We start from the raw sequence: 13,320 nt of genomic DNA on the forward strand, positions 1-13,320 counted from the left end.
TACTTTGCCAATTGCATATTTATAAGTCCGCTAAATTACATACTTTATAAGTGAGTAGATGAGAGTACATATAAAGGTAAATAGGAAGAACCATTTTATGTGAACTGTTATTGGTGACCCGCGTTTGGCTGTTCTGATCATAGTGACTGGGTAATCATACTCAACAAGTGTCTTGAAAAGCTCAGGATGTTCTAAGCTCCAGTCATTTAAAGGAATTGAATCACCATAGCGAGTTTTAAAAATAACAGAAAATAGATATGCACGCCTAGGTTGTGGATCGTTAATATCGTAGCCGCTTTTGGTGCGTGTAAAATTCCATACGGCCTCAACATTAAGTAAATCTTCTCTTTTAAGTGTTCGTGCTTTTCTGTCATCGAATAAAAGTGCAGGCAGGTAAACCTCTTCTTTATTTATTTTAATTTCGCACAAGGGAGATTCATGGATGAAATAACGCTTATTGGCAATAAACATCTGAATTAAAAAATAACTGAGATAAGTAATGACCACAGCGGCAATTGCACCTGCACCGGATTGTGTTTTCCAAACAAGGTGACATGCAATAATGAAAATAACGGCAGTAATTAATTTTGCCTTGAATTTCTGTGCTTTCGGTAAAGGCACTGCGCATCTTATGATAGGTATTTCAGGTTGCACTTTCGTTTTTATGAAAGTCTGAAAAAAGATTGAGTTAAAGTTATCACGGGTTAATTCAAAAGTAGGCGCTTCCATGTGTCCTCGGTTACAGATTTAGTATTAGACGTAAAATAGCAAACGCAGTGCTTTACTATCAACTAAAAACACCAGATTGTGTTTAAGTTTGGTTGGAGCATAACTTGCTTTTTATTGGTATAGTAAGTTACTGATAAATATGTAAATGTGAACTGGTGAAATGATAGATTATTTTCTTATTATTTTGATGGTACTTTCGGCTGTTTTATTTTTGTTTGTAATGGTTTTGTTTATCTTAGCTCCAAAATACGCAAAAAAAGAGCTTTTCATAAACTACTACGGCGGAACAGGTGCAATTTATCATGGTTTTAAGCTGTTCAAAGTTGAATCCTATCGGGAAGACAAAGTGTGGGCTTGTAAAGCCATTAAATACTCATCTATAGCAATTGCAGTAATGTTTTTCATTATGTTTTTTTTAATAAAATTGAATGGAATTCAACAGAGCTAGGAGTCGGTTCTTGTTTTTCTTTCGTGGATTATGGTTAAGCACTATGCCAAAAAACGTAACAGTTTTTTTCTGAGCTAATCGAAGAGACTCAAGTTAAATGGTGGAGATACTATGAAGTATTTAATTTTTATCCTTTTATTCCAAAGTGGCATTTGCATGGCGTTACAGCCTATATCTGAATATTGTGAAGACTCTTATCTGTTAGGCCGAATCGGAGGTGATATTTTTGCAGCAAACAAATGCCTAGTATATGGTTACACTGCTGAGGATATGACTTTCTTTAAGAATAGAAACACAAGTATTGAATTCGATGATATTAAACCTTCAGTAGAAAAGTTTATCAATATTGTCAATTCTGAAGTAGATTCATTTTTAGATAAACAAAAAGCTTTTGATGAATACACTGGAGTGATAGATAGTTTCTCAGTGCCTCTATTTTCGAGCTATGATGAATTCGAAGATGCTAAAGCTTCATTAGTATTTTCGATTAGCTATACAACAAGTTGCAGCATATCACTTTTGGATTACAGAGGTGGCGATAAATTTTTGGTTGGGTATAAACTTAATCGAATGACTGATGAAGGTAAGTATACCTATAACTATCTTATTATAGTTCTCTCAGTAGAAGCAAAAATAAATAAAGCGGATAGTGATGGTTTAATAGATGCTTTTTGTCATAATGATTTAAGCTTTAAAAATAAAGAATAATGGTAAGTAGCTTTTATCTATCCAAAGAGGTCGAACTACATTTTCCTTCTAAATCATAATAACCACTTCAGTTTAGTCTTTAATTTAGGTAAAAAAGAGAGACCTGAACCCATTTTGTGTTCGTTCGATATTGGCTCGGGGAAAAGAAACTAGCATGGTTCATACGGCAACTTCGGCCCATAGATTAGCCATAGGAGATTTAGTTAATGTATGAACTTTATTTTCAGTCTGATTTTTCAGGCACCAGGCTTGGGTTTTATTTTTCACTTATTTGTTCTGTTCTACTAATATTGTGCTGCCCGAAAATAAAATACTGGTACGAAAATAAACTACAGTTTGAAAAGAAAGTTAACTTCTGGTTTGGCTTCTTATTTTTATTTGGCTTTTCTGTAATGCAGTCACTGTCATTTTATGGTCTAGCATTAAAATCTAATGACATAGATTCTGGAAATTATTCTACAGTTGAAGGAGCTATTGAAGATATTCAACTTGTTGAAAGAAATAGTAGAGAAGAGGTTTTTACTGTCGATGGAGTACGCTTTAAGTACAATGATTACGGAACTGAAAACTCCTTTTTTGCGAATAGAAAGCATGATTCAGATACAATCCAAGAGGGGCGAGTTGTTAAAATTGCTTACCTTAGAGAAGGAAATGAAAACCTGATTTTTGAGTTGAGTGTCAAAAAGTAGTGTTTTAGGATGCAAACCAATAGAGTCAGGTCTTTCTTTTTACCTTTTAACTAGTCCAAAGTTGTATATAAGCAATGGTCTAATAGAAGTTCTCAACGTGTAGGGCATTTTACGATGGGCAAGCACAAACTCCAGAATGGCTTTAAATCGATAAAATGTTACCCCTATTTGGCAAATTTAAAGCAACATCAAGGCGTAAGTTTGCGCTATTTGTCGAGCAAGGAAAATAATTGGGTGACTATTTCAATTACACTATTCGCGTGTTAGTAAGATTGTTGCAAAAGGAAAGACCTGATCCCTAGATGCTTGCTGACACTGCTACAATCTCAATGACTCCAGTTGGTAAATAATGGACAAAATATTAGAAAAATTTTTACGTAAGCGTAAGCTGGCGATAAAAAATCCTGAAAAGTATAGAAAGGTTTATATAAATAATACAAAAGAGCTTAATTTTTATATTGAGCAAGGAGAAACGAAAAGAGGTATACCTAGCAATGATAAATTGCCTTTCTTTAACTGGGAGGTATTAAATACAGAGTTGTCAATTCCATGTGATTATTATGAGATGGATGCACAAGCTAGTTTTGTAGATGATAACTTACTTGATTTAGGTAAGTTAAGCATATGCTTAACTTATGGATATCACCTGCTTATGATAGAAAACTATAACCTAAAACGCTTCACGCATCGCTTTAGTCGTGAACCTTTAAGGTTGGTATCACCAACATCTGTATTTCAGCTAAGTATTGCAGTGATATTGCATAATAATGAATATGCTCGCCAAATTTATACGTTATATCAAGCAGGTTACATGAAGCACTGGGTGAATAGATCAAAAAGTCACATTGGTGATTTTATTATCTTGCTGTTTGATAAGGTAAAAGGTGACAATACTTTAAAACCGATCGTAGATGATTTTGCTTACCAATATATTATAGATAACTGGGATAGTACAGACTTAACAAAAGTTACCTCTTATCTAAATCAGTTATGTGACGATCAAGTCGCTCAGGTTGCATCACCACCGAGTAAGATGTTTTTTGAGTTCGATAATATGAACTGGCAATTTACACCTTATGCTGCACTTATGCTGCTAACGCTAAGAGCACAACATGGATTTGAAAACCCTGATTTTGAGCACCCTGGTTTTGGCAATGTTACTTCTTTACTATTAACGCAGCCTGTAGCCCCTAAAAAAGATGAGGTGCTTGAACAGCTTGTAGTCAAGTTACATGAGCAAGGCTTTGATGAAAAAGCGTTACTAGCGTAGTGTGTGATGAGACTTTATAAATCTACTAAATCTAAAAAGGGTCAGGTCTTTCTTTTTGCCTTTAATCTAGTCCAATATTGTTTATAAGCAATGGTCTAATAGAAGTTCTCAACGTGCTGGGCATTTTACGATGGACAAGCACAAGCTCCAGAGTGGCTTGAAATCGACAAAGTGTTACTTCAATTTGACAAATCTAAAGTGATAGCAAGGCTAAAGTGCGCGGTATTTGTTGAGCAAAGAAAAGAGTTGGGTGATTATTTCAAGCTGCACAATTCAAGCATGAAGTATGGTAGTGGCAAAAAGCAAGACCTGACCCCTAGATGCTTGCTGACACAGCTACAACCTCAATGACCCCAGTTGGTAAATAATGGACAAAATATTAGAAAAATTTTTACGTAAGCGTAAGCAAGCAATTAAAAACCCAGAAAAGTATAGAAATGTCTACGATAGAAATATAACGAGAATTACTTTTTACTTAGAACATGGCAAAACAAAAGGTGAAGAATTTTTTAATGAGAGTTTACCTTTTGCTCCTTGGGAAAAGCTTAATGTTGAATTGTCAATTCCAGGTTATTTTTATGAAATGCAGGCACAAGCTAGTTTAGTGAAGGGTAGCGTACTCAATATCGAGCAGTTGGGATATTATTTGAGCTATGGGTATTATCAGCTAACTATTGCTCATATAAGACAAAAGCGCTGTGTTATTCGCTTCGGGGAAGATAATGAAAGAGTGATATCACCTGGAAGTGTATTTCAATTAGCTACAGCTGTTTTATCACATCAGTATGATTATGCGCAGCAATTTTATAAATTATTTCAAAATGGTTACATGAAAAATTGGATAAACCGTTCGAAAAGTCATATAGGTGACTTTATTATCCTGTTGTTTGATAAGGTAGAAGGTGGCAATACCCTAAAACCGATCGTAGATGATTTTGCTTACCAATCTATTATAGATAACTGGGATAGTACAGACTTAACAAAAGTTACCGCTTATCTAAATCAGTTATGTGACGATCAAGTCGCTCAGGTTGCATCACCACCGAGTAAGATGTTTTTTGAGTTCGATAATATGAACTGGCAATTTACGCCTTATGCTGCACTTATGCTGTTAACGTTAAGAGCACAACATGGCCTTAAGAACCCTGATTTTGAGCACCCTGGTTTTGGCAATGTTACTTCTTTACTATTAACGCAGCCTGTAGCCCCTGAAAAAGATGACCTGCTTGAAAAGCTTGTAGTCAAATTACATGAGCAAGACTTTGATGAAAAAGCGTTACTAGCGTAGCATCTAAAAAGTGTCACTAAAATGGTCAGGTCTTTCTTTTTGCCTTTTAGCTAGTCCAATGTTGTTTATAAGCAATGGTTTAATAGAAGTTCTCAACGTGTAGGACATTTTATGATGGAACAAGCACAAGCTCCAAAATGGATTTAAATCGATAAAATATTACTCCTATTTGGGAAATCTAAAGCAAAACCAAGGCGTAAGTTAGCGGTAATTGTCGAGCAAAGAAAAGAGTTGGGTGATTATTTCAAGCTGCACAATTCAAGCATGGAGTATGGTAGTGGCAAAAGGCAATACCTGACCCATGTGTGGAAACATTATATCTCAAAGGGCTATATGAGCGTTCAACATTGCCTTCAGGAAATGTTGAACACAAATACTATGTTGGGAATACTGTAGTAATTGACAGTACGGATGCTAAGCAAAGTAAAACTTTATATACGCATAAGGAGCATCTAGGCTCTACCGTGACGGTAACAGACGCGAATGGCAGTGTTATTCAGCACATAAACTATGATGCGTGGGGGAAACAAAATCGGTTCTATACTAGTAGATCATTAGTTTCTTTGTTGAATCAACAAAGCCCCGTGGAAAGTAAAGGTTATACAGGTCACAAAGAAATATCGGATTTAGGTATTATCCATATGAACGGTCGGATCTACGATCCAACCTTGGGGAGATTCCTTCAAGCTGACCCACATATTCAGGCTCCGATGAATAGCCAGAACTACAACCGTTATTCGTATGTTCTAAATAACCCGATGAGCTATACAGATCCGAGTGGGTATTTCTTTAAATCTCTCAAAAAGTTTGTGAAAAAGTATTGGAAAACGATTGTTCAAATAGGCATTACAGTGATGACTGCTGGAGCTGGGTTAGCTTGGGCAATTGCAGGTGGTGCATTATCTGGTTATGTTGCAACTGGCTCTCTAAAGGGGGCATTAGTTGGTGCATTTAGCGGGGCGCTTTTCTACGGTGCTGGTGAGTTAATTGCCAATAACGGGATACAAAATATACTTGGAAAAGGGCTTATTCGAGGGATGGCTGGGGGAATAAGCAGCGTCCTTTCTGGCGGTAAGTTTGGACATGGTTTTGCTGCCGCAGGCGTATCAAGTATGGCAGGAGGCAAGATTTATGCAGCCTTCAAGGATACGGGTGCAAGAGTTGTTGCTGCTGTTGTCGGTGGTACAGTTATTCAGGTTACAGGAGGTAAGTTTGCTAACGGTGCTTTAACTGCTGCATTCATGAAAGCGTATAATGACGCCAACCACCCTAAGTTTGAATCACCTGATGCTCCACTGGCTAAGTGGTTCAGAAGTATTGCTGATGGAGCGGCTCAACTTAGAAGTTCAATAGAAGGGGTAATGAGCGATATTGGTAACGGTATATCTAATACAATGAGTTCTTTAGCTGAAGACCCTGCTAGAACTGCTGTCAATACTGTCGTAATAGCAGGTGCGGGAACTTGTGCATTTACTGCTGGGGCCGGATGTGCCTTAGCCGCCACTGCTGCAACAGTAGGAGCTAGTGATATGCTGGAGCAAACAACTGGGTATGATCCAGTACAGCGAGGTACCGAAAAAGCTTTCATGGGGGCTGGCATGGATGCAGAAACTGCGAGGCAAGCTGCGGCTATTGGCGTAAACGTTCCCGGAGCTTTAACTGGAGCTGGTGCTACAACAAATATGTTCAGAGCATTAAGTGTTAACCAAACTATTAGCGCCTCTAGCGCTGCAAACGCATACTTATCAGCTTAGAGCGTTAATGCTGCACAACGGGGGGTTCAGGAAATTGATTCGATTAATTACTATAGCTTTATTTGTTTGTTTTATTATCTCTTGTGGAGAAGGTAGGAAGTACTATCTTGCTACAGGGAAAGTGACCGACATATCTTGTGAAGATATTTGGAGGTCAAGTAACGTATTAAATATACGAGTAGTAAGTAAGGAGTTTGAATCTCCAATAAACTTTACTTCAAAATTGTGGAATGTTGATTGCTCTCAAGTTTCGAAGTTAATAAGCAAAGAGCAAGAAATTGAGTTTCAATATGAAAAGGCTGGAAGAAAGGGACCAGTATTGGTTTATTTAAAAGTTGAAGGTGTTGTAGTTGTGGATAATAAATAACAGATCAGCAAGGAAACAGTGTAATTAACTTCTAGTTAAGTTGCCCCTTCAACTTGGGAGCAACCTAAGCCAAGCAAACGAAAGCCAGCGGGAGCTGATTTTCTTTTATCTGCTAATTTAACCAATAGGCTCAGGTATTTCTTTTTGCCCTTTAGCATATTGAAGCCTAATTTTTAGTTATTAACTAACCAAGATTGATACGTGAAAGGATGGCTAGGCCACTACGATTAGAGTTTGCAGGTGCTTTGTATCATGTTACGTCGTGAGGGAATGAGCGCACACTCAGCTAGCTGAGTGTCTAGACAAGTCCCCCCTTACAGCATTAAGCAACTTGAGTATTTTCTAGCTCATTTTTAAAGGGTAATGCATTTGCATTGCCTGTTCGTTCGTACTAAAATCAAAGCTAATGAAGCAAATAAAAGACAGAGGTTGTTATGGCACAAGTTGCTTTAGAAACTGAATCAACATTGACAGACCGTTTTCAAACTACGGTGCCTAGCCCTGTTCGTAAGGCGTTGCACTTAGGTAAAAAAGATAAAATTAAATACACGATTCAATCTGATGGCAGCGTTGTTATTTCGCGTGCAGCAGTGCAAGAAAGCGATCCTGTGCTTGGCGAGTTCTTATCATTCATAGCGCGTGATATGCAGGCTCATCCTGAAAGAATAGAACCGTTATCAGCAAGTATGCGAGAAAACGTTGATGTGTTGATTGAAGGTGTTGAAATCGATTTAGATGCTCCGTTATTGGATGAGGACGAGTAAGTTTGCAAAAAACGATACCAATGGTCGTAAATGGTTGGACACTTTACACTCATCCATTGTTTAAAGAGCAATACATAAGCCTTAAAGTTCAAGTTGAGGCTCTTCGGAATAAAGATCCAAAGGGCTACCTTAAAAAAAATGCCACGAAACGATTAGCCGCTATTCAACGGTTAATCTTTGAACTCATACCGCACGATCCTACCAGCCCTGAATTTCGCCAAGGAAGCACATTAGGTGATGATAACAAGCACTGGTTTAGAGCAAAGTTCTTCCAACAATACCGTTTGTTTTTTCGATATCATTTAGGGTCAAAAATCATCGTTTATGCATGGGTCAATGATGAAAATAATAAACGTGCATACGGTAGTAAAACCGATGCCTACAAAGTATTCGAAAAGATGTTAAATTCTGGTCATCCACCTGAGGGATGGGATGAACTTTTAAAAGCAGCTAAGGACGAGTTGCTCTTCCCTTAATCAAGGCGCATGTTTTTCCAGTTGTTGAAGTGTTGGCTTCTCTGTTATTTACCAATGCTCTGTATCTGAGCCATCCTCTCTTTTTCTTTCAACTCCAAACCAAACCCTCTCAAAAAAGTTAGAAATTTTTTCTTTATTCGCCTTTAACTAACTGCCCAAATCATAAGGGAAAATTTTTAGCTGTGTGCCATTTATGAAATATTGGTATAAAAGTTATGCAAATATTGCCTATAACACTATTGCGAACTATTACCGTTTAGATTAATATGCTGACCATCAAGAGAAATGAGAGTGGTTTGCATTCATGTATATCTGTTTATGTCATGGTGTGACTGATAAAAAAATCGAACAAACAATTGATGATGGCGCTATGACGATGCGCGATTTATCAAAAGAGCTGCAAGTGGGTAGCCAGTGTGGCAAGTGTTGTGGTTGTTGTAAAAAAATTCTTAATCGCAAACTGATCGAAATTGCAGATATCACTGAGCAAGTAGCGTAATTACTTGCTCTTAAGCATGCGTGCTTAACAATTTTTCCTTCGTTTAATTGTTCTAATTAATCCCCATACTTACGAGTTTTTATTTGCTTTTAACCCCTTCATTTATTAGGGTTATAACAAAGCAGATACGTGTATCACACGGTCATTGGTAGGAAGCCATGATAATAGACTCTTCAAAATCACTTTTTTGTGCAGTACTCATTTTAATCACCGCGGGCTGCGCGCAATTACCTTCACGAGAGTCCATTCAACCAAGCTATGCCATTGCAGCAGATACACCCAGTACCATAGGAGATGCAGTGGGTAATAATCATCCTGGATTATCAGGGTTTTATCCTTTAGCAGATGGGGTCGATGCCTTTGTAGCTAGGTTGGCACTTATTGATTCTGCCGAGCACACCATTGATGTGCAGTACTATTTATATCACAGGCAACAAACTACCATTTTATTTACAGCCTTTTTATTAAAAGCCGCAGATAGAGGGGTAAGAATTCGCTTGTTGCTTGATGACTTATCGCAAGCCGACAGTGAGCTTGATTTAGCGGCACTGGCTATACATCCAAATATTGAAGTTCGATTATTTAATCCATTTCCTAACCGTCGTTTTAGGGCGCTCGGCTTTATTACCAACTTTAGACAGCTTTCTAGGCGCATGCATAATAAGAGCTTTATAGTCGATAATCGTATTTTTATTACTGGTGGGCGAAACATTGGTAATGCGTACTTCTCGGCTGAAGATCATTCTGAGTTTATTGATTTAGATGTTATGAGTGTTGGTGAAATTGTTCCAAATGCATCTAAAGCATTTGATTTATATTGGAATCATCAATTGTCTTATCCAGTTGAAGATTTACACGGTAAACGTGATGAACAGTCACTTATAGATATCACTAAAACATTGTCGAGCTATGTTGAACAAAACCGACAGAGCAATTATGTTCAGCAGCTGCATGAAAGCGAGTTTGTTAAACGCTTGCTTGATGACGAAATTACATTTGACTGGCAAACCTCAGAGCTGTTTTTTGACCATCCTGATAAGGTTTTAAATGATGTACGTGAAAAGTCGTCAAATATGTCGCCACGTTTACTTAAAAGACTTGGGCAACCACAGCAAAGAGTTATTATCATTTCGCCTTACTTTATTCCCAAAGAGCAAGGCGTTAAGTTGCTAACAAACTGGGTGCGGAAGGGCGTTAACGTTACTGTGCTAACAAATTCACTAGCTGCCACTGATGTCTCAGCTGTGCATGCAGGATATAAAAAGTACCGCAAAGATTTAATTTCTGGAGGGGTAAAACTTTGGGAATTAAAGCCAAGTGACTTGATGGCCGTTAAGCGCAAAGCAGGGCGTAAAGTTACTGGATCATCACAAGCAAGCTTACACGCAAAAACCATGACCTTTGATGATGAAAAGATATTTGTCGGTACCATGAACCTTGACCCTCGCTCACTTGATTTAAATACTGAAATGGGTGTATTGATCAACAGCTCTAAATTAAGCCGATCATTATCAAAGTGGGTTGATATTGATATGGCTGAGTATGCTTGGAAAGTTGATTTAAAGGGTGATGATTTAGTTTGGCTCGACACAGTGAGTAATGAGCAATTTGATGAAGAGCCACAAACTTCTTCTTGGCGACGCTTTCAAGTGTGGTTTATTTCGTTATTCCCTATCGAGGATGAGCTATAAAGCATTCCTTCAGCATTTACACCTAAGCCCAACTTTTTAGTTGGGCTTTTTATTGTCAGCCATTAGTTGTTAACCATTTTGGGATAAAAAAATAGCGTTTGAGCTTACACGTGTAAACCCATTGTATTCAAGTGCTTAGCATGCAAAGAAAAAATAAATATAAAAAAATGTTAAAAAAACTGGTTGGACCAATTGATCTATTGCTTATTTTATGACGTAATGTAGGTATTACTATCTGGTCGGATGAGTTTATTATGAGCTTACGTACAAAATTAAAAAAAGTATTACCTAGTATTTCAATTACAGAACAAGAAGCGTTAGATGCGGGTGATGTTTGGTTAGAAGGTTCAATCTACCAAGGTAAACCTGATTTCGATGCACTTCGTGACGTGCCAGCAGCTAAGCTGAGCGCTGAAGAGCAAGCATTCTTAGATGGCCCAGTGAAAGAATTATTATCAATGATTGATGATTCTGAAATTCAAAATGGTGTTCATCTTCCTGACTACATTCTTGATTTCTTGAAAAAAGAGCGCTTTTTCTCGCTTATCATTCCTAAATCATTCGGCGGTTTAGAATTCAGCCCTTATGCAAACTCAACAATCGTTGCGACTATCGCGACTAAGAGTTCTGCGGTTGCGGTAACCGTGATGGTTCCTAATTCATTAGGCCCAGGTGAGCTATTACTTCACTTTGGTACTAAAGAGCAACAAGATCACTACTTACCACGTCTTGCAAATGGTCGCGACATTCCTTGTTTCGCACTAACTAGCCCAGAAGCGGGTTCAGATGCGGGTGGTATTCCAGATATCGGTGTTGTTAAACGTGGTCAGTTTAATGGCGAAGAAGTGCTAGGTTTAGAAATTACCTGGGACAAACGCTACATCACACTTGCGCCAATTGCGACAGTATTAGGTTTAGCATTTAAAGTAGTTGACCCTGATGGTTTACTCGGTGGCAAAGAAAACCTCGGTATTACCTGTGCGCTAATTCCTAAAGATCACCCTGGTGTTGAACTTGGTAATCGTCATGATCCTATGGGTATCCGTTTTTACAACGGTACGACTCGCGGTGAAAAAGTATTTGTACCAATGGACTTCATCATTGGTGGTCAAAAGAACATCGGCCGTGGCTGGCAGATGCTGGTTAGCTGTTTAGGTGCAGGCCGTGGTATCTCTTTACCGGCACTAGGTGTTAGTTCATCACAGGTAGCATTTAAAGGTGCTTCTGAGTACGCAGCAGTACGCGAGCAGTTTGGTCTGGCGATTGGTCAATTCGAAGGTATTCAAGAGAAGCTTGCTGATATCGCAGGTAAAACTTATCTTCAAGAAGCAATGCGTGTATTAACAACAGAAGGTTTAGGCATGGGCTTAAAACCATCTGTCGTCACTGCGATTGCGAAATACCACATGACAGAAATTGGTCGTAACGTGCTTGATTCAGCAATGGATATTCAAGCAGGTAAAGCAATTCAAAATGGTCCGCAAAATACATTAGCTAGTGGTTATGTTGCACAACCAATCGCAATCACGGTTGAAGGTGCAAACATTCTTACTCGTAACCTAATGATTTTTGGCCAAGGTGTAATGCGTTGTCACCCTTACCTTCAATCTATGGTTGAGTCTATCCATAGCGAAGACAAAAATGCAGATAAAGAATTCAACAGCATCTTACGTAAAACAGTAGGTTACAGCGTAGCTAACAGCTTACGTGCTTTCCGTTTAGGTGTATTACCGTTTACTGCCGGTGCTAAATCGTCACTACCCGAAGTACGTGAATACGAAAAAGCAGCGCATAAATTATCTGCAAAACTAGCAGTTTACGCTGACTTCTCGTTATTGGTACTGGGCGGCAAACTTAAGCAAGCAGAAATGTTATCTGCACGTTTAGGCGACGTAATGAGCTTCTTGTATGCGGCGATGGCATCAATTAAATATTACGAGCAAAAAGTAGCAAGCAGTGAACGTGAGCAAGCTGCGCCTTACTTCCACTATGCGACTCGCTTTGCACTACAAAGCGCTGAAGAAGCATTGCATAAGTTCTTAGATAACTTCCCTGCAAGTGGTACTCGTAAGTTTATGCGTTTCATTACGATGAACTACTCAATGAAAATGCCTAAAATCAGCGATGATTTAATCCGTGAACTTGCGACTCAAGCGCAAATGGATACGGCATTTAAAGCGCAAATCACTCACTTGGTTAATCCAATTGAAGGTGATGGTCATTACATCAATGAGCAAGCGTACAAAGCGAAAATGGCGTGCCTTGATTTACTTGCAAAAGTTAAAAAAGCACTGCGTGCTAAAACTATTAAGCCGGGTGTTCGTTTTGCAGAAACGCTTGATAATGCACTTGTTGCAAGTGTTATCAACGAAGAAGAGTATGCAAAACTGATTGATTACAACAAGAAACGTGAAAAAGCGATTCGTGTTGATGAGTTCGACTTTGACATGAACTTACTGGATGACAATGCAAAGCCAGTAAACCCACTTAAAAGTGTGGTAAACGAGTAATTCAACAATGCAAGTCCTGAGCAGTATTAGGACTTTATCTTCGAAAACCCGTGCTTAGCACGGGTTTTTTATTGCTTATAGGTCGTTGTACCAATAGCCAATATCACCTACCATTGCCATCGGTTTA

13 protein-coding genes are annotated in these 13,320 nt (G+C 38.4%); 12 read left to right on the forward strand and 1 reads right to left on the reverse strand.

The window, feature by feature from the left end; genetic code table 11:
- Positions 1–30: 30 nt before the first annotated feature.
- Positions 31–729 (reverse strand): hypothetical protein, encoded by a 699-nt coding sequence (locus tag NO991_RS01920; protein WP_054554583.1) that lies wholly within the window; start codon positions 727–729, stop codon positions 31–33.
- 160 nt (positions 730–889) lie between these two features.
- Between NO991_RS01920 and NO991_RS01925 the strand changes: the two genes are divergently transcribed.
- From NO991_RS01925 to NO991_RS01980, 12 genes are all read left to right on the forward strand, one after another.
- Complete coding sequence (locus NO991_RS01925) at positions 890–1,177, forward strand: hypothetical protein (RefSeq protein ID WP_235377262.1); 288 nt, start codon at positions 890–892, stop codon at positions 1,175–1,177.
- A gap of 111 nt (positions 1,178–1,288) precedes the next feature.
- The gene (locus NO991_RS01930) at positions 1,289–1,885 is read left to right on the forward strand and encodes a hypothetical protein (RefSeq protein ID WP_166340758.1); all 597 of its coding nucleotides are present in this window, start codon (positions 1,289–1,291) and stop codon (positions 1,883–1,885) included.
- A 206-nt stretch (positions 1,886–2,091) separates the two neighbouring features.
- On the forward strand, positions 2,092–2,574 hold the full coding sequence (locus tag NO991_RS01935) for a hypothetical protein (protein ID WP_300543025.1): 483 nt from the start codon (positions 2,092–2,094) through the stop codon (positions 2,572–2,574).
- 349 nt (positions 2,575–2,923) lie between these two features.
- Positions 2,924–3,844 (forward strand): hypothetical protein, encoded by a 921-nt coding sequence (locus NO991_RS01940; protein WP_300358996.1) that lies wholly within the window; start codon positions 2,924–2,926, stop codon positions 3,842–3,844.
- A 367-nt stretch (positions 3,845–4,211) separates the two neighbouring features.
- Positions 4,212–5,132, forward strand: a complete 921-nt coding sequence (locus NO991_RS01945) for a hypothetical protein (RefSeq protein ID WP_235377265.1) — start codon at positions 4,212–4,214, stop codon at positions 5,130–5,132.
- A 305-nt stretch (positions 5,133–5,437) separates the two neighbouring features.
- A complete protein-coding gene (locus tag NO991_RS01950; protein ID WP_300359000.1) occupies positions 5,438–6,886 on the forward strand; it encodes an RHS repeat domain-containing protein in 1,449 nt (482 codons plus the stop codon).
- Between the two features lie 34 nt (positions 6,887–6,920).
- Complete coding sequence (locus NO991_RS01955) at positions 6,921–7,253, forward strand: hypothetical protein (protein ID WP_300359003.1); 333 nt, start codon at positions 6,921–6,923, stop codon at positions 7,251–7,253.
- Between the two features lie 434 nt (positions 7,254–7,687).
- A complete protein-coding gene (locus tag NO991_RS01960) occupies positions 7,688–8,017 on the forward strand; it encodes a type II toxin-antitoxin system PrlF family antitoxin (protein ID WP_062565737.1) in 330 nt (109 codons plus the stop codon).
- Positions 8,018–8,037: 20 nt separating this feature from the next.
- On the forward strand, positions 8,038–8,493 hold the full coding sequence (locus NO991_RS01965) for a type II toxin-antitoxin system YhaV family toxin (protein WP_054554597.1): 456 nt from the start codon (positions 8,038–8,040) through the stop codon (positions 8,491–8,493).
- A gap of 304 nt (positions 8,494–8,797) precedes the next feature.
- On the forward strand, positions 8,798–8,992 hold the full coding sequence (locus NO991_RS01970; RefSeq protein ID WP_054554573.1) for a (2Fe-2S)-binding protein: 195 nt from the start codon (positions 8,798–8,800) through the stop codon (positions 8,990–8,992).
- Positions 8,993–9,150: 158 nt separating this feature from the next.
- Positions 9,151–10,683: a phospholipase D family protein gene (locus NO991_RS01975; RefSeq protein ID WP_300580017.1), complete on the forward strand. Its 1,533-nt coding sequence runs from the start codon at positions 9,151–9,153 to the stop codon at positions 10,681–10,683.
- A 254-nt stretch (positions 10,684–10,937) separates the two neighbouring features.
- A complete protein-coding gene (locus NO991_RS01980) occupies positions 10,938–13,193 on the forward strand; it encodes an acyl-CoA dehydrogenase (protein WP_054554571.1) in 2,256 nt (751 codons plus the stop codon).
- Positions 13,194–13,320 lie beyond the last annotated feature (127 nt).

The sequence above is a fragment of the Pseudoalteromonas sp. DY56-GL22 genome, assembly GCF_041414715.1.
Classification (GTDB): Bacteria; Pseudomonadota; Gammaproteobacteria; order Enterobacterales; family Alteromonadaceae; genus Pseudoalteromonas; species Pseudoalteromonas simplex.

Coding starts and splice junctions, on each gene's coding strand:
- NO991_RS01920 (WP_054554583.1), bottom strand. CDS start 729: ATGGAAGCGCCTACTTTTGAATTAACCCGTGATAACTTTAACTCAATC.
- NO991_RS01925 (WP_235377262.1), top strand. CDS start 890: ATGATAGATTATTTTCTTATTATTTTGATGGTACTTTCGGCTGTTTTA.
- NO991_RS01930 (WP_166340758.1), top strand. CDS start 1,289: ATGAAGTATTTAATTTTTATCCTTTTATTCCAAAGTGGCATTTGCATG.
- NO991_RS01935 (WP_300543025.1), top strand. CDS start 2,092: ATGTATGAACTTTATTTTCAGTCTGATTTTTCAGGCACCAGGCTTGGG.
- NO991_RS01940 (WP_300358996.1), top strand. CDS start 2,924: ATGGACAAAATATTAGAAAAATTTTTACGTAAGCGTAAGCTGGCGATA.
- NO991_RS01945 (WP_235377265.1), top strand. CDS start 4,212: ATGGACAAAATATTAGAAAAATTTTTACGTAAGCGTAAGCAAGCAATT.
- NO991_RS01960 (WP_062565737.1), top strand. CDS start 7,688: ATGGCACAAGTTGCTTTAGAAACTGAATCAACATTGACAGACCGTTTT.
- NO991_RS01965 (WP_054554597.1), top strand. CDS start 8,038: ATGGTCGTAAATGGTTGGACACTTTACACTCATCCATTGTTTAAAGAG.
- NO991_RS01970 (WP_054554573.1), top strand. CDS start 8,798: ATGTATATCTGTTTATGTCATGGTGTGACTGATAAAAAAATCGAACAA.
- NO991_RS01975 (WP_300580017.1), top strand. CDS start 9,151: ATGATAATAGACTCTTCAAAATCACTTTTTTGTGCAGTACTCATTTTA.
- NO991_RS01980 (WP_054554571.1), top strand. CDS start 10,938: ATGAGCTTACGTACAAAATTAAAAAAAGTATTACCTAGTATTTCAATT.